At 52.2% G+C, this 20806-nt stretch carries 23 protein-coding genes; 16 read left to right on the plus strand and 7 right to left on the minus strand.

The window, feature by feature from the left end:
- The first annotated feature begins 202 nt into the window (after window positions 1-202).
- From J2Z70_RS32220 to J2Z70_RS32245, 6 genes are all read left to right on the plus strand, one after another.
- A complete protein-coding gene (locus J2Z70_RS32220) occupies window positions 203-712 on the plus strand; it encodes a GNAT family N-acetyltransferase (protein WP_245368702.1) in 510 nt (169 codons plus the stop codon).
- A 10-nt stretch (window positions 713-722) separates the two neighbouring features.
- The gene (locus J2Z70_RS32225) at window positions 723-1292 is read left to right on the plus strand and encodes a nucleotidyltransferase family protein (protein ID WP_245368703.1); all 570 of its coding nucleotides are present in this window, start codon (window positions 723-725) and stop codon (window positions 1290-1292) included.
- A gap of 100 nt (window positions 1293-1392) precedes the next feature.
- Window positions 1393-1536, plus strand: coding sequence for a hypothetical protein (locus J2Z70_RS32230; protein ID WP_209879738.1), 144 nt, complete (start codon window positions 1393-1395; stop codon window positions 1534-1536).
- A gap of 334 nt (window positions 1537-1870) precedes the next feature.
- Window positions 1871-2656 carry a P-loop NTPase family protein gene (locus J2Z70_RS32235; RefSeq protein ID WP_209879740.1) on the plus strand — a complete coding sequence of 262 codons (786 nt, stop codon included), beginning with the start codon at window positions 1871-1873 and terminating at the stop codon, window positions 2654-2656.
- Between the two features lie 135 nt (window positions 2657-2791).
- On the plus strand, window positions 2792-3040 hold the full coding sequence (locus tag J2Z70_RS32240; RefSeq protein WP_209879743.1) for a hypothetical protein: 249 nt from the start codon (window positions 2792-2794) through the stop codon (window positions 3038-3040).
- Between the two features lie 36 nt (window positions 3041-3076).
- Window positions 3077-4480, plus strand: coding sequence for an aldehyde dehydrogenase family protein (locus J2Z70_RS32245; protein ID WP_209879770.1), 1404 nt, complete (start codon window positions 3077-3079; stop codon window positions 4478-4480).
- A gap of 81 nt (window positions 4481-4561) precedes the next feature.
- Here the strand turns inward: J2Z70_RS32245 and J2Z70_RS32250 are convergent, their stop codons facing one another.
- The 4 genes from J2Z70_RS32250 to mnmL form a co-directional block, all read right to left on the minus strand.
- The gene (locus J2Z70_RS32250; RefSeq protein WP_209879746.1) at window positions 4562-5509 is read right to left on the minus strand and encodes an alpha/beta fold hydrolase; all 948 of its coding nucleotides are present in this window, start codon (window positions 5507-5509) and stop codon (window positions 4562-4564) included.
- Between the two features lie 89 nt (window positions 5510-5598).
- Entirely contained in the window at window positions 5599-6567 is a 969-nt protein-coding gene (locus J2Z70_RS32255; protein WP_036727649.1) for a type I phosphomannose isomerase catalytic subunit, read from the minus strand.
- 120 nt (window positions 6568-6687) lie between these two features.
- A complete protein-coding gene (mnmM, locus tag J2Z70_RS32260; RefSeq protein WP_209879749.1) occupies window positions 6688-7284 on the minus strand; it encodes a tRNA 5-(aminomethyl)-2-thiouridylate-methyltransferase MnmM in 597 nt (198 codons plus the stop codon).
- Complete coding sequence (mnmL, locus tag J2Z70_RS32265) at window positions 7284-8240, minus strand: tRNA modification radical SAM protein MnmL/YtqA (protein ID WP_209879751.1); 957 nt, start codon at window positions 8238-8240, stop codon at window positions 7284-7286. The genes mnmM and mnmL overlap by 1 nt, the downstream gene beginning before the upstream one ends.
- A gap of 245 nt (window positions 8241-8485) precedes the next feature.
- On the opposite strand from mnmL, the gene J2Z70_RS32270 reads away from it, so the two are divergent.
- The gene (locus tag J2Z70_RS32270) at window positions 8486-8659 is read left to right on the plus strand and encodes a hypothetical protein (RefSeq protein ID WP_179090500.1); all 174 of its coding nucleotides are present in this window, start codon (window positions 8486-8488) and stop codon (window positions 8657-8659) included.
- 202 nt (window positions 8660-8861) lie between these two features.
- Window positions 8862-9578: a tRNA (guanosine(46)-N7)-methyltransferase TrmB gene (gene trmB, locus J2Z70_RS32275; RefSeq protein WP_076160578.1), complete on the plus strand. Its 717-nt coding sequence runs from the start codon at window positions 8862-8864 to the stop codon at window positions 9576-9578.
- Between the two features lie 408 nt (window positions 9579-9986).
- On the opposite strand, the gene J2Z70_RS32280 is transcribed toward trmB, so the two are convergent.
- Entirely contained in the window at window positions 9987-11126 is a 1140-nt protein-coding gene (locus J2Z70_RS32280; RefSeq protein WP_209879755.1) for an MGDG synthase family glycosyltransferase, read from the minus strand.
- Between the two features lie 52 nt (window positions 11127-11178).
- Entirely contained in the window at window positions 11179-11706 is a 528-nt protein-coding gene (locus J2Z70_RS32285; protein WP_036727657.1) for a phosphatase PAP2 family protein, read from the minus strand.
- Between the two features lie 417 nt (window positions 11707-12123).
- On the opposite strand from J2Z70_RS32285, the gene J2Z70_RS32290 reads away from it, so the two are divergent.
- The 4 genes from J2Z70_RS32290 to rplT all read left to right on the plus strand — a co-directional run bounded on the left by J2Z70_RS32290 (window position 12124) and on the right by rplT (window position 14796).
- On the plus strand, window positions 12124-13365 hold the full coding sequence (locus J2Z70_RS32290; RefSeq protein ID WP_036727659.1) for a glycosyltransferase family 2 protein: 1242 nt from the start codon (window positions 12124-12126) through the stop codon (window positions 13363-13365).
- A gap of 284 nt (window positions 13366-13649) precedes the next feature.
- A complete protein-coding gene (gene infC, locus J2Z70_RS32295) occupies window positions 13650-14147 on the plus strand; it encodes a translation initiation factor IF-3 (protein WP_209879757.1) in 498 nt (165 codons plus the stop codon).
- 57 nt (window positions 14148-14204) lie between these two features.
- Window positions 14205-14405 carry a 50S ribosomal protein L35 gene (gene rpmI / locus J2Z70_RS32300; RefSeq protein ID WP_036696104.1) on the plus strand — a complete coding sequence of 67 codons (201 nt, stop codon included), beginning with the start codon at window positions 14205-14207 and terminating at the stop codon, window positions 14403-14405.
- A gap of 31 nt (window positions 14406-14436) precedes the next feature.
- The gene (rplT, locus tag J2Z70_RS32305) at window positions 14437-14796 is read left to right on the plus strand and encodes a 50S ribosomal protein L20 (RefSeq protein WP_036649386.1); all 360 of its coding nucleotides are present in this window, start codon (window positions 14437-14439) and stop codon (window positions 14794-14796) included.
- An 84-nt stretch (window positions 14797-14880) separates the two neighbouring features.
- Here the strand turns inward: rplT and J2Z70_RS32310 are convergent, their stop codons facing one another.
- Window positions 14881-15423 carry an acyl-CoA thioesterase gene (locus tag J2Z70_RS32310; RefSeq protein WP_036696107.1) on the minus strand — a complete coding sequence of 181 codons (543 nt, stop codon included), beginning with the start codon at window positions 15421-15423 and terminating at the stop codon, window positions 14881-14883.
- A gap of 308 nt (window positions 15424-15731) precedes the next feature.
- Between J2Z70_RS32310 and J2Z70_RS32315 the strand changes: the two genes are divergently transcribed.
- The 4 genes from J2Z70_RS32315 (at window position 15732) to J2Z70_RS32330 (ending at window position 20557) form a co-directional block, all read left to right on the plus strand.
- Window positions 15732-16814, plus strand: a complete 1083-nt coding sequence (locus J2Z70_RS32315; RefSeq protein ID WP_209879760.1) for a BMP family lipoprotein — start codon at window positions 15732-15734, stop codon at window positions 16812-16814.
- Window positions 16815-16992: 178 nt separating this feature from the next.
- Window positions 16993-18531 carry an ABC transporter ATP-binding protein gene (locus J2Z70_RS32320; protein WP_209879763.1) on the plus strand — a complete coding sequence of 513 codons (1539 nt, stop codon included), beginning with the start codon at window positions 16993-16995 and terminating at the stop codon, window positions 18529-18531.
- Window positions 18524-19600, plus strand: coding sequence for an ABC transporter permease (locus J2Z70_RS32325; RefSeq protein WP_209879767.1), 1077 nt, complete (start codon window positions 18524-18526; stop codon window positions 19598-19600). Before J2Z70_RS32320 ends, J2Z70_RS32325 begins: the two co-directional genes overlap by 8 nt.
- The gene (locus J2Z70_RS32330) at window positions 19601-20557 is read left to right on the plus strand and encodes an ABC transporter permease (protein ID WP_036727665.1); all 957 of its coding nucleotides are present in this window, start codon (window positions 19601-19603) and stop codon (window positions 20555-20557) included.
- Window positions 20558-20806: the final 249 nt, after the last annotated feature.

Below are 20806 nucleotides of genomic sequence, written 5' to 3' on the forward strand. Positions count from 1 at the left end.
ATTAAACCGACCACAATTAGCGCTGTGTGGGCACGTCGGCCAAATGTAATCGAAAAACCGGCCACAATTGGCGCTGCGTGTGCACGTGAGCCAAATGTAATCGAAAAACCGACCACATTCGGCGAAGCGGCCGCAAGGGAGCATGAGCGGGAGTCGGTTACCTATAGGGGGCATACAGTTGAGTCAGGAGCAGCACATATCATTGTTTAGATACGGTGACGAGCACGGGGAGCAATTCAAGGACCAGTTACTTGGCTTTAAGCTTCCGGCGGAGCAGTTGCAGTTCACCGGGCTGCCGGAGGAGACGCTTCAGGACCTCAGGGAGGATGCCGGTAAGGCCGGGGTGGTTATTGCTCATGGAGAACGGGCGGTGGGCTTCTTCATCCTACATACTGGTGAAGCTATCTCGAATTTCTACCAGGACTACGAAGGAGTAGTTCTTCTCCGGGCCTTCCTGATGGACTCCGCCAGCCAGGGCCGCGGGTTCGCCAAAGCAGCGATGGCACTGCTGCCGGATTTTGTCCGCCGTCACTACGCTGAAGCCCGGCAGATTGTTCTGGCTGTGAATGAACGCAATACCGCCGCCAGTCAGCTCTATCTCCGCGCCGGATTTCAGGATCACGGCCTGCGGCGCAGCGCAAGCAAGGGAACGCAGCTGATTTTGCAGTATAGGCTGTCTGGCGGGAGTGTGGGGGATTTGGGCGATGGATAGTTGCTATGAAATGTATAATCGTCTTACGGAGCTATTCACCCGCGATACACTGCTAATGGATATTTTCAAGCGTGCCCAAGGCTTGGCCCCGTTCCCTTACTACATAGGTGCAGGATGCTTGGTGCAAACGGTGTGGAATGAGCTTACCGGGCGTGCGCCGGGGTACGGAATTAGTGACATCGATATTATTTACTATGATGCAGCTGATCTGAGTTATGCTGCTGAGGATGCGATGGTTGCGAAGGGCAAGAAGCTTTTTGCGGGAATTGCTATCCCGGTCGATCTCAAGAATCAGGCTCGGGTTCATCTGTGGTACCCCCAGAAGTTCGGTGTGGAGATCCAGCCCTACACATCGCTGGAAGCTGCAATTAATAGCTGGCCAACCACGGTGACTTCTCTGGGAGCGCGGCTTGAGCTGAACGGTGACTGGAAGGTTTATGCCCCATTTGGTCTGGAGGATTTATTTCAATTAATTCTACGCCCCAACAAAGCACTGATCAGCGAGAAGATTTACGAAGCGAAGACGCAGAAATGGAAGTCGAAGTGGCCGGAGCTTACAGTGGTCCCTTGGGGGCAGTGAGACTCTGACCGTTTTTGGGCGAATAGACGGCGGAGCTTATCCTCCCGGGGAGACCCGGATTTGGGAATCTAAGGAGCTGCTGAGGAACCGTGTAGAGAAGGTGATTGACCAATATCTCGGGTTCCAAAAGGTGATCATTTCCGGACACGGCATGGCTTTTCGTACCTTGATAGGGGAGGCTGCGGAAACACCACATGCTTCTATCAGCGAATATACAAAAACTCCGGAGTCTTCTGAAATATAAGCTATTTTCAAAAACACTTCTTTTATAAACACTTCATTGTATTTATCTCCATTAAGTGTTACGTTAAATGATGAGATGCAATTAAAGGAGCATATACCTTATCATGTGGATTACTCTGTAAGGATAAATTAACCGGAAGAATGCCAGCAATAGTGGAGAACACTATGCTATTAGGCATGTCTTTCTTTAATCTTACAGGGTATGCAGGGTGAGCTTGGTTCATAGACCGACTTCTGCGGATACCTTAGGGTATCTTTTTTTGTTGCCGGGACACCGCATCTCAATGGCTTCTTATCTGCTTATCCTCCTAAATCGTGAATGGGGGAACTACTATATGCAACCTAAATTGATTTTTATCGAGGGCTTACCCGGCTTCGGGAAATCCACCACGGCGCAGCTGATTTATGACATTCTTGCGGAGTCGGGCACTAAAGCTCAGCTATTCCTGGAGGGGAATTTGGATCATCCGGCGGATTATGATGGTGTCGCTTGTCTTACAAAGGCAGAGTACGATGAACTGTTGGGGATGTGGGCCGATTCAAGGCATGTATTAAGTCCGCGGACAACTGTTCATGACAGCCATTACCTGGTGGAATACCGGAAAATCCTAAATGAACACAGTTCCCGGGTTCCAAAGGAAGGGACGGATATTTTTGCCCGGAACGATGTGTATGAATTGTCGTTCGCGCAGAACAGGGAGCTGATTACAGCAAGATGGAGGCAGTTCGCGGAAAAGGCCTTGCAGGGGGCGGACACGTATGTGTTCGATTGCTGCTTTATCCAGAACCCGGTAACAATGGGGATGATTAAGCATGGGGCAGCCGAGGAAGACATTATAAGCTACACGTTGGAGCTGGAGGCCATCACGGCCGGATTGAATCCGCTGCTGATTGTTATTGAACAGGACGATCTGGAGCATTCTTTCCGCAAAGCTGTCCGCGAGAGACCCCTGGAGTGGTCGGAAGGGTTCATCCAGTATTACACCGCACAGGGATATGGCTTGAGACAGGGACACGAGGGCTTAGAAGGAACGCTTCAGGTTCTTGAGGCAAGACGGGAACTGGAAGAGAAGATATATAACGGCCTAACTATCGCCAAGAAAAAAGCAAATAACTCTTAGTATGATTTAAATGCCTACAAACAGGCTTTAGCGGAGGTTTTAGCAGAATATTTTTAGCCGGCAACCGGCCGCAGTTAGGCCAACAACATGCTGAAATCCTGGTTCAGGCTCTGGACGGAATGAAGCTCTTCGGATATGCCGGGCCGCTGGCAAATCTCGGGTATAGTACAGCCTCTATGGCAGTTTGGAGCTGCCAGTGAAAGCTATGAACAGCAGTTTACTCCTGAAGCCAGCGATGCGCTAACGGTGCTGTTGCTGGAACTGCCGCCAGCCTTGCGCTGGCACCGGAAGCAGGAGGTCCACCGTCATCTCGCCGGTCATCAGGGCGAGATTCGGGCAGCCGATATTCATACAGCATGGCTGCAACTTGCAAATAGGGAGTGAGAAAATTTGAAGCTGCAGGAATGTTACGGCTTATGGATGTCCGGCCAGTGGCACAAGGCCGGGAAATACAAGGACTTATATAATCCATACAGCGGGGAAGTATTGGCACGGATTGCCCAGGCAGATGCCTCTGAGGGAGTGCGGGCAATCGAGGCGGCTCACGAAGCCTTTGCTGTCTTCGGGAGGATGAGTGCCTATCAGCGCAGCGAGATTCTATACCGGGTGGCCGGGCTGATTGACGAGCGCAGGGAAGAACTGGCCCGGGTGACAGCAATGGAAGCGGCCAAGCCCCTCAAGGCAGCCAGAGGCGAAATTGCCCGGACCGTGGAGACCTACCGTTTTGCAGCCGAAGCTGCAAAACAGGTGACCGGTGAGCAGGTTGCGATGGATGCGGCTGAAGGCGGACACCAGCATTTCGGCTTTACAATCCGGGTCCCCATCGGGGTTGTAACAGCTATTACTCCGTTTAATTTTCCGTTTAATCTGGTAGCCCATAAGGTGGGACCGGCCCTTGCGGCCGGCAACACCATTGTGTTGAAACCGGCGGAGCAGACACCGCTAAGCGGGTTGCTGCTTGCCGGGCTGTTTCAAGAGGCGGGGCTGCCGGCCGGAGTGCTGAATATTGTGACCGGTGAGGGAGCGGAGCTGGGGGAAGTACTAACGACCCATCCGTTGGTCCGCAAGATCAGCTTTACCGGGAGCTATGCCGTGGGCCAGCTGATTCAGCGGCAGGCGGGTTTGCGCCGCACCACTCTGGAGCTTGGGTCCAACGCTGCTTTGATTATTGATGAGAACACAGACATTGCGGCGGTTGCCGCCCGGTGTGTCAGTGGTGCTTTTGCCTATAACGGGCAAGTCTGTATTTCCTTGCAGCGGATTCTAGTCCATCAATCGCTCTATGAAGAATTCAAACAACATTTTGTCACAGCAGCAGCAAAGCTTATAACCGGGTCCCCGCTGGAAGAAGCTACGGATGTGACCTCACTGATTTCGGAGAAGGCGGCAGACCGTATTATGAATTGGATCGGGGAAGCCGTGGCAGGCGGCGCTGTGATCGAAACAGGCGGCCTGCGCTCAGCCAGAAATATTATTGCCCCTACCCTGTTGACTCAGGTGCCCCGCAGCGCCAAGGTATGGACAGAGGAGATATTCGGACCCGTTGCGGTGCTTCTGCCCTTTGACCACTGGGAGGAGGCAATCCGCGAGGTGAATTCTTCACGCTACGGTTTGATGGCGGGGGTGTATACCTCTGACATCAAGCGCGCTTTTGAGGCTGCCCGTGAACTTGAGGCCGGCGGTGTAGTCGTTAATGATATTCCGACGTTCAGAGTGGATCATATGCCGTATGGCGGTGTGAAAGACAGCGGTAAGGGAACCGAAGGCGTTGCTTACGCCGTACAGGAGATGACACAGCTGAAGCTGATATCTTTTAATGTGTAGAGACCGGTTCCGCAATTCCAATAAACACAAGGCAGCGATCCTCCCAATAAGAGGGGAATCGCTGCCTTGTTGTTTTTGTTATTAACTAATCATGGATTCGGCAGGCAGGTGGCGGGCGAGCCAGTCCAGCACATCGGCCGTGACCTCGTCCCGGTTGACCTCATTCAGCATCTCATGCCTTCCTCCCGGATACAGCTTGCATTCTACATCCTGAAGCCCCTGCTTCCGGTATAACTCAGCCAGACGCATCACCCCTTGACCGTTCATCCCCACAGGGTCCTTCTCGCCCGCAAACAGGTAGACCGGCTTGTCGCTGCATAGGTGCTGAAGAGTGGACCTGGTATGAAGCTCACGCAGCAAATGGAAGAAGTCCCGGAAGAAGCGGGTGGTGCAGATCGCCCCGCAGTACGGGTCTGCAATGAACTTATCTACCTCCTCCGGATCACTGCTGAGCCAGTCAAAAGCTGTGCGGACCGGAGAGAAGGACCGGTTATAAGCGCCGAAAACAATGCCATTCAGCAGTACACTGCGGTGATGGTCGCCCTGCAGCCTTAACTGCATAGCCGACAAGGATTCTGCCAGCCGCAGCATGCTCCGGGGACCATTGGTGCCGCTGAGGATGAAGCCGCTGTAAATCTCATGCCCCTCTTCGCACATGAGCTTCTGAGCCAGAAACGAACCCATGCTGTGCGCGAACAGGTAGATCGGGGCATGCTCATGCCGGGAGCAGGCAACTCCCGCAAGCTGCAGCAGGTTGCGCCGCATCCAGTAGAAGCCGTTCTCCCCGCTGTCACCGAGCAGGTTGACTCTGCCGGCGGTAAGTCCATGCCCCCGGTGGTCATTGGCATACACGGCATAACCGGCTGCGGTAAGCGCCGAAGCGAACCGGGCATACCGCGCAGCCGTCTCGCACATCCCGTGTGCAATCTGCACAATCCCCCGGATCTCCGTTCCCGTGTCCGGCAGCCATTCATAGACATGGATTTTGACATCTAAGGGATCAGTCATGGTAAAAGTGTTCTCAGTCATCGCCTGTCCTCCTGAAAGTGAAATTCAGCATTCCTAGCGTAAAGAGTACCTGGTGCTACACTGATCCAAGTGAAATGCAGTCTGGCTTCTTACGGCAGATAGGAGCGCAGCACCGTAGATTGTCCTTCAATGCTGTAAGCGCCAAGGCTGGACGGAAGCAGATAGCATTCGCCCGCTGCGTATGGCTGGGAGCCGCCGTCCCAGATCAGGTGGCCGCTGCCTTCGCAGATCACCAGGATGGTGAAGCTGTCATCGGTGGTGGCGAGCTGCCATTCGCCGGACACCAGACCTTTTTCCACGATAAAATAAGGGGAGGAGGCAATCTGCAGCCATTCACCGGCCACTGCACCATCGGTCTTCATCGAAGTCGCGCCTGCGCCTTCATAGGCGGTAACATTCAGGGAATCCTCGATATGCAGCTCGCGCGGCTTCCCGTCCAGACCCGGACGGTCGTAATCGTAAATCCGGTATGTAGTGTCAGAGTTCTGCTGGATCTCCGCTACAACGACACCTGCACACAAGGCGTGTACAGTCCCGGCAGGAATATAGAAGGAGTCACCGGCAGCTACAGTCACTTCCTGCAGGCTGTCCATAACCGTTCCGTTCTCCAGCGCGTCCTTCAGCATCTCGCGGGTGACGCCTTCCTTCAGGCCGTAGATGATTTTGGCGCCTGGCTTGGCGTCCAGCACGTACCACATTTCGGTTTTGCCCAGCTCTCCCTTGGGAAGTCCGGCATAATCATCCGTAGGATGCACCTGTACAGAGAGGTTATCGTTGCAATCCAGCAGTTTGATCAGCAGCGGAAATCTTCCGCCTTCCTCCGTGATGCCCTTGCTGCCGAACCACTCGTGCCCGAACTGCTCACGGATGGCATCCAGGCCTTGTCCGGCCAGCTCGCCGTTGACTACAGAGGAGGTGCCGTTCGGATGATCGGCAATCATCCAGCCTTCGCCGATATGGCCTTCCGGCAGATCCAGGCCGAATTTCTCCAGCGCCCGGCCCCCCCAGACACGTTCTTTGAATTCCGGCTGAAATTTCAGAGGATATGGTTTCGTCATTACAACATCTTCCTTCCTGATAATAGAATTGGTGATTTGTCTTGTCCCGGGCTGTCAACCCGATGATGGTGTCCCGGGAAAATACAATCGCTGCGAAAACTGGGCGATTGCAATCTCTGCTCAGCTTCTTTTCTTCTCTACCGCTAAAACATAAGGGGCAGACTCGCGCTGAAGCTGCCGGTACACGATAGTCTGCGCGTCCTGCTGGGCCAGTCCGGCGGCCCAGGCTTCGACAGCGGCGGCTTCGCGGCCGCCGCCTTCGTGGCCGGGATACAGCACGGCCGTGATGATCCCGCCCGGGCGGAGCAGCGCAAGCGCCGCCTCCAGCGCGGCCAGCGTGCTCTGCGGCTCGGTGATGATGGTCTTGTCGGCATCGCCTGCAGGCAGATAGCCGAGGTTGAACATCACCGCCGAGGCCGTTCCGCGCCAAGCGGGCGGAACGGCTTCAGCCATGGCTGCATGGCTCTGCAGCAGCAGCGTCACGGGAGCCAGCGCAGCAGGCGCTTCCTCCCGGGCCAGCCGCAGGCGCTCGCCGGCAAGAGCCAGCGCCTGCGGCTGGATGTCGAACCCGTACACCCCGCCGCGCGGCCCGGCCGCCTTGGCGAGGAAAAGGGTGTCGGCGCCGGTTCCCACGGTGGCGTCGATAGCCCGTCCGCCGGGCGGGAGCCGCTCAGCGGTCAGCTTATGGGCGAAGCTAAGGACAGACAGGAAGCCCATCAGCCCTTCCTCCAGTACTTACCCTGCCAGGTGTCCCTGGCAACCAGCTCCTGGTCAATGGCATTCAGTACTTCCCACTTCTTGAGGCTCCACATCGGGCCGATCAGAGCATCGCGCGGGGCATCGCCGGTCAAGCGGTGGACGATCATGTCCGGCGGCAGAATTTCCAGCGAGTCGGCAATGAGCTTCACATATTCATCCTGCTCCAGGAACCGCAGCAGCCCGGCTTCATACTGCTTCACCATCGGCGTTTTGCGCATGAGGTGAAGCAGGTGGATTTTGATCCCCTGAACCCCCATATTCGCTACAGCAGCTACAGTCTCCAGCATCATCTCATGCGTTTCCTGCGGAAGACCGTGAATGATATGGGTACACACCCGGATGCCGTGACGGCGGAGCTTCGCAACAGCTTCAGTATAGCAGGCGGTATCATGCGCGCGGTTAATCAGATCCGAAGTGGACTGATGAATGGTCTGAAGCCCCATTTCCACCCATAGATAGGTGCGCTGGTTCAACTCCGCGAGATACTCCACTACATCATCCGGCAGGCAGTCGGGGCGGGTGGCAATGGCGAGGCCGACAACCCCGGGCTGCTGCAAAATGACTTCATAATATTCCCTTAGCTCCTCGACAGGAGCATACGTATTGGTATAGGCCTGGAAATAGCCGATATATTTGGCATTCGGCCATTTCTGATGCTGGCGGTCGCGGATATGGTTGAACTGGGTGACCAGATCATCCCGGCGGCTTCCGGCGAAATCGCCTGACCCTCTGGCACTGCAGAATGTACAGCCTCCTTTGGCGATGGAACCGTCACGGTTCGGACAGGTGAAGCCCGCATCGAGCATGACCTTGAACACCTTGGTATCCATCTGCCCGCGCATTTCGTAGTTCCAGGTATGGAACCGTTTATCCCCCCACAGAAGCGGAGAGGAGGCCTGTAAAAGATTAGACATGTGCAGCTCCTTTCATTAACCTTCCCATTGTATCAAAAATCCGTGATGAACGTAACAATCCCTCCCGGAAATCCGCCGAAAAAAAACTAAAAATAGGCTGTGAATTACCGCCATCCGGCTTGAAAATGCTTACACATTATGTTATATTTAAAGTGTTAAAAAAGCCGCTGCAGCAACCACAATCTTATGCTTGAATTCATAATTTCGTGTCGTCCGGTCCATACTAAACCTTAGAGGTGATAACGATGAATTCTCCAACGGTATTTGCTGATAACAAAGGTTCGATTGATGTGCAGCTGACTCCCGATGAAGCTCTCGCCCTGACAGGCGTAGAATTCAACGGCAACCACAAGATCAAGACAGAAGCGCAGCGGAAGATCCGCAATGCGTTCGAGAAGACCTTCGAGTTCGATAAATAAATGGCAGTCCGCTGAACGGCGGGCCGGTATTACAGATACAACACGCACGGAACTTTCGACCAGTCCAAGCAGGGGCGGGATGGAGGTTCCTTTTCTTTTGCTGAAATCCCTTTACTTTTGCCGGTAAGTTCGGCACAATATTGCAAGTGGCATTTATCCTATTCACAGATAAGGCAATAAAGAGATAAGCGGAGGAGTACCTATGCGTTTACGCGGAAGAAAAGGAATACGTGAAAGTCTTGAGGAGCAGACCGATCTGGTGATCCTGGAACCACGCAGCCTGAAGGGGCGCTGGTCCGAATTGTTCGGCAATGACCATCCGATTCATGTGGAATTCGGAATGGGCAAGGGACAGTTTATCAGTCAAATGAGCTTCAAATACCCGGAGATTAATTTCATCGGCGTGGATATGTATGACGAGCTGGTACGGCGCGCAGCCGAGAAGGCCCGGAATGTATGGGAGCCGGCAGGTGAAGAGACACCGCCCAACGTAAGAGTGGCCCTGGCCAATATCGATTATGCGGAGGAAGTATTCGCTCCGGGGGAGCTGGAACGGATCTATCTGAACTTCAGTGACCCCTGGCCAAAAAGCAAGCATGCCCGCCGCCGTCTGACGCATCCGCGTTTTCTGGATAAATACCGCGGACTGCTCAGTCCGCTCGGCGAGATCCATTTGAAGACGGATTCCCGCAGCCTGTTTGAATTCTCGCTTAATGCCTTTGCGGACTATGGCCTGCAGATGAAGAATATTTCGCTTGACCTGCATGAGGGCGGTGTGATCAACGAAGAGCATGTAATGACCGAATACGAGACCAAGTTCTATGGACGGGGCGTGAACATTCACCGCTGCGAGGCAATTGTCGGAGACGAGGCGCTGAAGCAATATCAGGCCACCCGTCTGGACAAGTACCGCCTCTAGGCTGCGGGCAGTTTCCTGCCGCCTGTCAGCTGGCCTGTAAGCAGCATTATCGGTATTACAACAAAAGGCAGTCCGGTTCATTCATGCCGGACTGCCTTTTGTTGTTTGGAAAATTATGGTTTTCTTCTGTTGTGGATAAGTGGTGCGCAGGCGTGTGGCTCAAATGTATGCGGAAAACAGCATACATTGTGCTCATATGCAGGCGTGTGGCTCGAATGTATGCGGAAAACAGCATACATTGTGCTCATATGCAGGCGCATGGCCCGAATGTATGCGAAAAACAGCATACATTTGCTGGCGCGCAGGCATGTGGCCCTAATGTATGTGAAAAACAGCATACACTTGCTGGCGCGCAGGTAATCTCATTCACCCGTAAGGGTGATTTTGTGCCGTTCCTTACCTGGTTCTCTACTCCCCATGTTCTGCGCGCGGTTTATCCAGCATATCAATAATGCTTTGGGCGCTTTGCAGCGGGTTGTACCTGGAGATGGCCTCCAGATGGGCCTTGCGCGCCGCACGGACATTTCCGTAATCATTCAGCAGCCGCTCCATCCACCGGTCAACTACATCGAGGGAGCTGATCGGCTCTCCCAGTCCGGCGGCAGTGAAGTACCGGCAGTTCTCTTCTTCCTGGCCCGGCAACGGAGAGTGGAAGAGCATCGGAATGCCCTTGGCCAAGCCTTCGCTGCAGGTCATGCCGCCCGGCTTGGTGACCAGCAGGTCGGACACCTCCATCAGCTTGTCAATCTCCCGGGTGAAGCCCAGCAGCCGGATGTTGGGATGCCTGAACCGCGGGTCTTGCATCATCTCCTGCAGCAGCTTGTCATTCTGGCCGAGACAGAACACAATCTGCACCTTGTCCCGCCATCCGGCCAGAGCCGCATTCACTACTTCGTCATTCATCATGCCCCATCCACCGCCCATGACCATGACCGTCGGAATACCAAGCAGCTTGAACTGCTCTTGAATGTCTTCCCGGCCGTGCTGCTCCCAGAAGCTCGGGTGGACAGGAATGCCGGTTACCCGGATCTTGAAGGCGGCAACGCCCCGGCGGCGCAGCTTCGCCTTGACCTCAGGGGTGGATACCAGATAGCGGTCCACCTGCGGGCTGATCCAGCTGGCATGGGCGTCATAATCTGTAATGACTGTAATCAGCGGAGCCTTCAGCGACGGGTGAAGCCGCTTCAGGCGTGAGATAACAGCACCGGGAATGAAGTGGGTACAGACGATAATGTCCGGCTTCAGCTGCTTCACAATATTTTGGGCATGCGTATAAAACAAGCGGTGCAGGGCAAGTGTGGTAAGACGATTGAATGATTTCTGGTGACGGTACACATAGCCCATCAGCCGGGGCTGGGAGGTAACCGTCTTGCGGTATGCCGAGACAATGAGCGGGGCCACCTTGGGATTCAGGAAGCTCCCCAGCTCCAGCACCTTGGTCTGCACCTCCGGAGACAGCTTCCGCAGGTTGCTCGACAGCGCATATGCAGCCTGGGTATGCCCGGCACCGAAGCCCTCTGACAGCAATAATATTCTTTTTTTGCGCAATGTATAGTTCACCTGTTCCCTAGATGTATTGACCGGCCGGCGCCCTTAGGCATCATATCCAGAGGGCAAGCGTACCGGCTGCGACTCCAGACCCAATGACCGCTCCTGCGAGGACATCAGATGGATAATGCAGCCCGAGGTAGATCCGGGAGAAGCCGACTGTGCAGGCCAGAGGAAGCAGGACCGCAGTCAGGACAGGAAAGGCTATCATATAAGGAACCGTTGAGGCGAAGATAGCGGTCGTATGGCCTGAAGGAAAAGAATGATCCTTAAGCGGATTGCGGAACGTATTGGTGTCCGGCAGGGCCAGATAGGGCCGCAGGCGCGGGTAGAGCTTTTTGGCGATAGCGACGGGCACATGGCTTATCGCCAGCGCGGCCAGTGCCTGAAGTCCTGTAGTTCTCCATGGCTGCGGGCACACTGCCCAGACCAGGAGATTGATGCCGATCGCGCTTGTTGCACCTCCGAGATGAGTGAGGTAGAAGAGCCAGAAGTTCAGAAACGGATTGTGCATCCGTCCGTTAATCCATTGAAACACCCGCTGCTCCAGGAGATGCAGTTTCTTGAATAAAGGTCTCATATCATGTCCCTCCGATAGTCCGGCTAAAAGAGTTCTGGCGCAGCTTAAGCAGCAGATTTCACGGCCTGAAGCTGTCTTTATCATACTTTTTTAAGGTAGCCCGTTCAAGAAAAAGCTCGGGTCCGCTCGAAAAATGTCTCTTTTGACTTGTGAGCCCCAAAGCGACTACAATGATTCAAGCAGGAAGATCGCGTTTATAAGGTAACAGAGAAATAAGGAGCCAGCCAGTACACTGGAATCCATATTCATATCTTGTGAAACGGGACATAACACAATTCGGAATCCTGCCCGGAACTAAGGGGAAATTCTTGTCTACAGTAAGGGATGCAACAAAAGGGTCAGATAGAACGTTAGCAAGTTAGAGAGAGAGAAAGAGAAAAAACATCAAGATTTGGAAAAAGGGGGCATCTAAAGATCATGACAGACGCATTGTTTGTTACGCTCCAAGTGATCTTGGCGGCAATCGCAGTTTATCAGTTTGCATTTTCGCTGTTTGGACTGCGCAAGAAGAAGAACAAGGTTAGGCATGCGCCGCAAAAGTCATTTGCCGTACTGGTCGCCGCACACAACGAGGAAGAAGTGGTTGGCGCTCTGATGGAGAACCTGAAGCAGCTTAATTATCCCCAGGAACTGTACGATGTATTTGTCATCTGTGACAACTGTACGGATAATACCGCTGCGATCGTGCGGGAGCACGGCATGAATGCTTGTGTACGTACCAACAGCAACCTGCGCGGTAAAGGCTATGCCATCGAGTGGATGCTAAAGGAGCTGTGGGCGCTGCCCCGCCAGTACGACGCTGTAGTCATGTTCGATGCCGACAACCTCGCACATACAGAGTTCCTGACAGAGATGAACAACGATCTGTGTTCAGGCGGACGGGTCATTCAAGGCTACATTGACACGAAGAACCCGGAGGATTCCTGGATCACGGCTGCTTACGGCGTATCCTACTGGTACATCAACCGGCTGTGGCAGCTGTCGCGCCATAATCTGAAGATGGCCAACTTCCTCGGCGGTACAGGCATGTGCTTCGAGACGAACCTGCTGAAGGAAATGGGCTGGGGGGCAACCAGTCTGGTTGAGGATTTGGAATTCACCATGCGCAGCGCCTCCAAGGGCGTATATCCAAGATTTAATTATGATGCCAAAGTATTCGATGAGAAGCCGCTTACCTTCAAGGCTTCCTCCAGACAGCGTCTGCGCTGGATGCAGGGTCATTTCACCGTAGCCCGCCGTTACTTCTTCCCGCTGCTGTGGCAGGGGATCAAGGAACGCAGCCTGACGAAGTTCGACCTGGCACTGTATGGAGCGAACGTATATATTGTGTTGCTTACGTTCCTGATGACTGCCGTAATGTTTGTGGATAATGCTGTGTTTGGCGGTCCGCATATTGCGAATATTTACGGACATCTGCCGCTGTGGCTCGGGTACTTTGCCGTAGGGGCGAACATTCTGACCTTCCTGCTGGCCATGGCGCTGGAGCGGGTGAAGTTCAAGAAGGTCTATCTGTACCTGCTGGTGTTCCCGGTCTATCTGCTCTCGTGGTATCCCATCACGTTCTATGCGTTCTTCACACAGAACAACAAGCAGTGGAGTCATACCAAGCATACGCGCGTAGTCCGGCTGGAGGAAGTGCAGAGCAAGCAGGTTTCATAATTCGCACTGTAAATTAATAATTTCAGAGGATGTTGACATCTTCAGTCTGATGATGTATAGTATTCAAGTGTGCAAAACATAGGGATTGCAAGCAGAAGCACCGGCTTCTCACCTGACAGGCTAACAGCCTGCTGGTTTTGATCTCAATGCTTTATGAATGGTTACAATTCATGAACGTTGATCAAACGGGGTGTCGGGGAATTACCGGCATCCCTTTTTTATGGAGAACCGTAATATATTATCTGAAAATTATTCGGAGGTGGAGGATTATCAGTAAGGAACATATGATCAATGATGAAATTCGTGCCAAAGAGGTTCGGCTGGTCGGAGCAGAGGGTGAACAAATCGGGATCAAGCCGATCCGCGAGGCGTTACAAATGGCGATCGATCTTAATCTGGATTTAGTCAACGTAGCACCGCAGGCGAAGCCGCCGGTATGCCGCATCATGGATTACGGCAAGTTCCGTTATGAAACGCAGAAGAAAGAGAAGGAAGCCCGCAAGAACCAGAAGATCGTGGATCTCAAGGAAGTCTGGTTCCGTGCAAACATTGAGGAACATGATTATCAGACCAAGTTCCGCAATGTAATCAAGTTCCTGGGCGAAGGCGATAAAGTGAAGTGCTCCGTCCGTTTCCGCGGCCGTGAGATTACCCACGCTAGTATCGGTCAGAAGATCCTGGAGCGCGTGAAGAGCGAAGTAGAAGAGCTTGCTGTTGTAGAGCGCCAGCCTAAGCTGGAAGGCCGCAGCATGATTATGATTCTGGCTCCGAAGCCCCAATAATCCTGGAGTCACTTGCATAGCAATTTGGCGCCGCATAATATTCAAGGAGGAAACACCATGCCTAAAATGAAAACACATAGCAGCCTGAAAGGCCGCTTCAAGATCACTGGAACTGGTAAAGTATTGCGTTACAAAGCTCACAAGAACCACTTGCTGTCCCACAAATCGAAACGTGCAAAACGCGTATTGAACGGCAATCCGGTAATGGCCCCTGGGGATGTAAGACGTTTGAAACAAGGACTTGCTAACTTGAAATAGTTAATCACACATTTTTGGGAGGTTTATTAATATGGCAAGAGTTAAAGGCGGATTTGTAGTTCGTCGTAGACATAAAAAAGTATTGAAGCTGGCAAAGGGTTACTTCGGTTCCAAGCACCGCATTTTCAAAACAGCTAAAGAGCAAGTAATGAAATCGATGGTTTACGCATACCGTGACCGTCGTCAGACGAAACGTAACTTCCGCAGACTGTGGATCGTTCGTATCAATGCTGCAGCCCGTTTGAACGGTCTGTCTTACAGCAAGCTTGTATACGGCCTGAAATTGGCTGGTGTAGAAGTGAACCGTAAGATGCTGGCTGATCTGGCAGTGAATGATCTGAACGCCTTCAACTCCCTGGCTGTTGTTGCCAAAGAGAAGATCAACGCGTAAGACGCTATAAACCGAAAAGCACCGCCTGCGGGTTCTCCCGTGTGACGGTGCTTTTTTGCGCGGTGGGAACCGCCGGATGGACAGCTATTCCCAGTATTTCGTTGTGCTAAGCAGCGAAGCGAGTTTCTTGCTGCTGGAGCGTCTCAGCTTGCGCAGCGCAGACCGCTCGTCAGCAGACTGGCAGATCAGCTTCTCTTCGTCGGTCTGGGCCACGATGGCCGGAACAGGGGCTGTAGTGCCATCTTCATTCATAGCTACGAAGGTCAGGAAGGAAGTTGCGGCAACGGCGCGTTCGCCTGTGTAGAGATTCTCGGAGATAATCTTGACGAATACCTCAATGCTGGTGCGGCCCGTCCAGGAGACAAAGGATTCGAAGCAGACGGAGTCCGTCGGCCGGATCGGCAGGAGGAAGTCGACAGAGTCAGCGGATGCCGTTACTACGTTGACCCGGCAGTGGCGCATGGCCGAGATGGAGGCCACTTCATCGATGGTGCTCATGAGCTTGCCGCCGAACAGTGTCTTATGATTGTTTACATCATTCGGGAAGACGCGGCCGGTTTTGAATACGCGGGATTCATGACAGTATTTGAAGTCGGGTGCAGCTTGTGGTGTGTGTTCTTGTTCCATTTTCAGTAACTCCCTTTGCGTACAAGATGTAATCATACATGATAATAGAAAAGCCTTCCCTGTGCAATAATAATGTTAATGCACTTGGAACCATAAGCTACATTTTGAGGTTTTCTAACATACAACGGACACAGAAATAACAGTCCGTGTCAAGGTAAGCGATTTCTTGTTGAAAAATGCAAATTATTATTGACCTGAGGTCATTAATAGACTGGATTTTAGCTTTTTTTGCAGGTATAATTTGTACTAATGGTATGTCCAAAGCAGAACACAGAAGACATCCAATTTACTAAGGGGGATCACTTTCGATGAAGAAGTTTTACCAACTATCTTTGGTTATGGTTATGGCCTTCACTGTCATTCTGGCAGGTTGCGGTAACAATAACAGCGCTAATTCCGGCTCCAATGCTGGAACAGCAACTACTGCACCAACCGACGCAGCTGCAACAGAAGCACCAGCAGCAACTGACGCTCCTAAGGCTGTCAAACTGGGTCTAGTAACTGACGTAGGCGGAGTAAACGATAAGTCCTTTAACCAGTCTTCCTGGGAAGCACTGGAGGCTATGGAGAAGGAATTCGGCGCTGAGATCAAATACCTGCAGAGTAAATCCAATGCAGACTATGAGCCTAACCTTAACCAGTTCGTTAAAGGCGGCTATGACCTCACTTGGGGAATCGGCTTCGACCTTGGCGATGCTGTACTGAAGGTTGCCAAAGAGAACCCGAATGCTAACCTTGCGATCATCGACAGTGTAGTGGACGCTCCTAACGTTGAATCTGTAACCTTTGCCGAGAATGAAGGCTCCTTCCTGGTGGGTGTTGTTGCTGGTCTGACAACCAAAACCAACAAAGTAGGTTTCATCGGCGGTATGGAAAGCCCGGTTATCAAACGTTTCGAAGTGGGCTTCAAAGCCGGAGTAGAAGCGGTTAACCCTAATGCTACAGTAAAAATCACTTATGCAGGTGCTTATGATAAGCCGGATACCGGTAAATCTTTGGCGGCAACATTGTATAATGATGGCAACGACATCATCTTCCCTGCTGCAGGTGCAACAGGCAACGGCGTATTCAACGAAGCGAAATCCCGCAACAAAGCCGGTGGCAGCAAAGTATGGGTTATCGGCGTTGACAAAGACCAGTCCCTGGAATTTGGCGATGATGTAACGCTGACTTCCATGATCAAACGTGTTGACGAAGCGGTTAAGAAGGTTTCTCAGCAGGTTGTTGACGGTACTTTCAAAGGCGGTACTACAACTGTTCTTAGTCTGAAAGACAACGGTGTAGGCCTTCCTGAAACATCCAAAGCTAACGTTAGCGCAGATATTCTGGCTAAGGTTGACGAATACAGCAAGCAAATCATTGATGGAACAATCGTTGTTCCTGCCGAGTAATTCATTGCTTCAGCTTTACCCGATTTAACATAACGACGAAGCAGGGCCGGTTCAAGTACTGGCCTTGTTCTCTGTCAGCATCTGTTATAGACAATCACAACTGTACCGTCCTTGTGTGGGGCGGTACAGCCGTGTCTAAAAGGCAATAATATATATATTCTGTGATGAGGGTGATTCCATGAGTGCTGCGGCTCCTGTCGTAGAGTTGAAGCAAATCACAAAACGCTTTCCCGGTATCGTTGCGAACGACTCTATTAGTCTGACGCTGGAAAAAGGGGAGATCCATGCGCTGCTTGGCGAGAACGGGGCAGGCAAATCGACCTTGATGAATATCGTATTCGGACTGTACCAGCCCGATGAAGGCAGCATCGAAATCGACGGGAAACCGGTTATTATTGATAACCCCAATAAAGCTATTGAGCTTGGCATTGGTATGGTTCACCAGCATTTCAAGCTTGTTGATCCTTTTACGGTCACCGAGAACATTGTTCTGGGCATGGAACCGAAGAAAGGTCTTAAAATTGACTATAAATCCGCTGCGGAGCAGGTTCGTAAGCTATCTGAGCAGTACGGGCTCCAAGTCAATCCAAATGCCAAAATTCATGACATTTCGGTAGGCATGCAGCAACGGGTAGAAATTATGAAAACCCTGTACCGCGGAGCGGATATACTTATATTCGACGAGCCTACCGCTGTACTTACGCCGCAGGAAATTACGGAACTGATGGCGATTATGAAGCGGCTCGTTGCTGAAGGTAAATCCATTATTCTGATCACGCATAAGCTGAAGGAAATTATGCAGATTTCCGACCGTGTCACGATTATCCGCCGCGGCAAGGTAATTGATACGGTGAAGACTGCCGGTACCAATCCGAATGAGCTGGCCGAGAAGATGGTCGGACGCGGAGTTACGTTCAAAGTGGACAAGCAGACACCGCATATTGGCGAGACCATCCTGAAGCTGTCTAATGTCAGCAGCAAGAGCAAGGATGGAGTGCCTGTGCTGAATAACTTGAGCTTTGAAGTGAAGGCGGGGGAGATTCTCGGAATCGCCGGTGTGGACGGTAACGGCCAAAGTGAGCTGATTCAGGCCATAACCGGGCTGCGCAAGATTGATTCAGGTTCGATCCAGGTCTCCGGTAAGGAGATTGCCAATCTGTCACCGCGTAAGGTATCTGAAATGAATGTCTCCCATATTCCGGAGGACCGCCACAAGCATGGTCTGGTGCTGGATTTCACTGTAAGTGAGAACATGGTTCTGGAGACGTATTATAAGAGTCCGTACAACCAAAATGGATTCTTGAACACAGATGTCATTAACAAGCATGCCGAAGACCTGATAAGGCAGTTCGATGTGCGTACACCGTCCATAGAGAACAAAGCCCGTTCCTTATCCGGCGGCAATCAACAAAAAGCGATTATTGCGCGGGAAATAGACAAGAATCCGACTCTTCTGATTGCCGCACAGCCAACACGCGGTCTGGATGTCGGGGCGATTGAATTTGTACAAAAGCAGCTTATTGCCCAGCGGGACCAAGGCAAGGCTGTGTTGCTTATTTCTTTTGAATTGGATGAAATCATGAATGTGTCTGACCGGATTGCCGTTATTTATGAAGGCCAGATTGTCGGAGAAGTATTCCCGCAGGATACGAATGACCAGGAACTGGGTCTGATGATGGCGGGCAGTTTGAAGCGGGGAGGTCATGCGGATGTCTAGACTCCGGAAAATATTCGCAACAGACAGCTATATCGTTCCGCTTGTAGCGATTCTATTGGGCTTCCTGGTGGGTGCTATTGTCATGCTGTTTGGCGGTTACGATCCTATCGCCGCCTACTCTGCGCTGTTCAAGCGTGTGTTCGGCAGCCCGTACGATTTCGGTGAGGCGATCCGCGAGATGACTCCGCTGATGCTGACGGGTCTGGCCGTAGCCTTTGCCTTCCGCTCAGGGATGTTCAACATCGGTGCGGACGGACAGGTCATGATCGGGATGACGGCTGCATCTGTTGTCGGCATTAAGCTTGGCGGGGTATTGCCGGCTTTCCTGTTAGTTCCGCTTGCGGTCATTGCAGCTGCTGTATGCGGCGGACTATGGGCCGGTATTGCCGGATATCTGAAGGCCAAGCGCGGAATTAATGAAGTTATCACAACGATCATGTTGAACTGGATTGCGCTCTTCCTGTCGAATTATATTGTCCGGACGTTCCTGCTTCTGCAAGGGCAGAACCGGTCGGAGGATAATCCGGCTTCTCTATCCATGACCTTCCTCTTCTCCACCTTTGATAATGCCCGCTTGCACTGGGGAACCGTGATTGCCCTGGCGGCAGCAACTTTCTTCTATGTCTATCTCTGGAAGACCAAGCAGGGCTACGAAATGCGTGCAGTAGGCTTGAACCCGCATGCTGCCGAATATGCAGGAATGAATGTCGGACGCAATGTGGTGAAGGCAATGTTCATCAGCGGCGTGTTCGCAGGTCTCGCAGGCGCTGGTGAAGTACTGGGTGTATTCCATTATCAATCCGTATTTGCAGCTTCACCTGGTTATGGATTTGACGGTATCGCTGTTGCCCTGCTTGGACTGACCCATCCGCTGGGTGTCATTCTCGCTGCTATTCTATATGGCACGCTGACGTACGGTTCGGCAGGCATGAGCTTCGGTGCGGATGTGCCTCCGGAGCTGATCCGTATTGTAATCGGTTCGATCATATTCTTCATTGCTGCGCAAGGCATTGTACGCTGGGTGCTCAAACCGTTTTACTTCAAGCGCAAGAAAGAGAAGGTGTTATAGATGGACTTCGTAGTCTTAGGCCAACTGCTCAATACGACGCTTGTTTTTTCCACAGCGCTAATATTTGCCTCCCTCGGCGGCATCTTCTCTGAACGATCCGGTGTCGTGAACATCGGACTTGAAGGCTTAATGATGTTTGGCGCCTTTGCAGCTGCAGTAGGTGGCTACTATGCTCAAGATGCAGGCATGGGCGAATGGGCCCCTTGGGTCGGGGTGCTTTGTGCCATGGCTGTAGGAGTAATCGGTTCACTGATCCATGCAGTGGCTGCGATTACCTTCAAGGCTGACCAGACGATAAGCGGTACGGTTATTAACTTCCTGGCCGCGGGCAGCACATTGTACATGGTTAAGCTGTTCTTCGAAGGATCAGGCGAAACTCCGCTGATCGACGGATTCAGCAAAGTGGCGATTCCCGGGCTCTCTAAGATACCGGTTATCGGCGAGGGGATATTTAACTCCTATCCAACCACTTATCTGGCGATTATCTTAGTCATTGTCATTTATTTCATCCTGTTCAAAACTCCGTTTGGACTCCGTCTGCGCGCAGTCGGTGAACATCCGAGTGCGGCTGATACCCTGGGTGTCAATGTCAACAAGATGAGATATATCGGCGTCATGCTGAGTGGACTGCTGGCGGGTATCGGTGGAGCCACCATTACATTGACTACTACAGGTACGTTTGCGCACAATACGATCTCGGGACAAGGCTTTATTGCCATTGCTGCGATGATCTTCGGGAAGTGGAATCCGCTTGGTGCCTTCGGTGCTGCGGTATTCTTCGGCTTCTCCCAGGCGATCCGCAACTATGTCCAGCTGTTTGAATGGTCCAAGAGCATTCCGCAGGAATTCATCTTCATGATTCCTTATGTGTTAACCATTATCGTTCTGGTGAGTGCTGTGGGCCGTTCCTCGGCACCTAAGGCGCTTGGTGAACCTTACGATCCGAGCAAACGCTAAGGCTATCGGTATACCAATTCCAGAGCTTAACAGAACAGAGCGCATTTCCGGATTTCCGGGGATGCGCTTTTTTGATAGATAAGAATTTATATGTTTTGGGATCCCCGCAAAGTACCTGAGTCATCGTCGAAGCTAAAGTCCCACTTTGTGGGGGGGAGGCCACTGAAAAAGTCCATAAAGAACTGAAAGAGACATTCGACACAAAGAATGTCTCTTTTTCTCGTTACAATAAAAGAATTAAATCAAAGG

This window comes from Paenibacillus silagei, assembly GCF_017874735.1.
Lineage (GTDB): Bacteria > Bacillota > Bacilli > Paenibacillales > Paenibacillaceae > Paenibacillus_AQ > Paenibacillus_AQ silagei.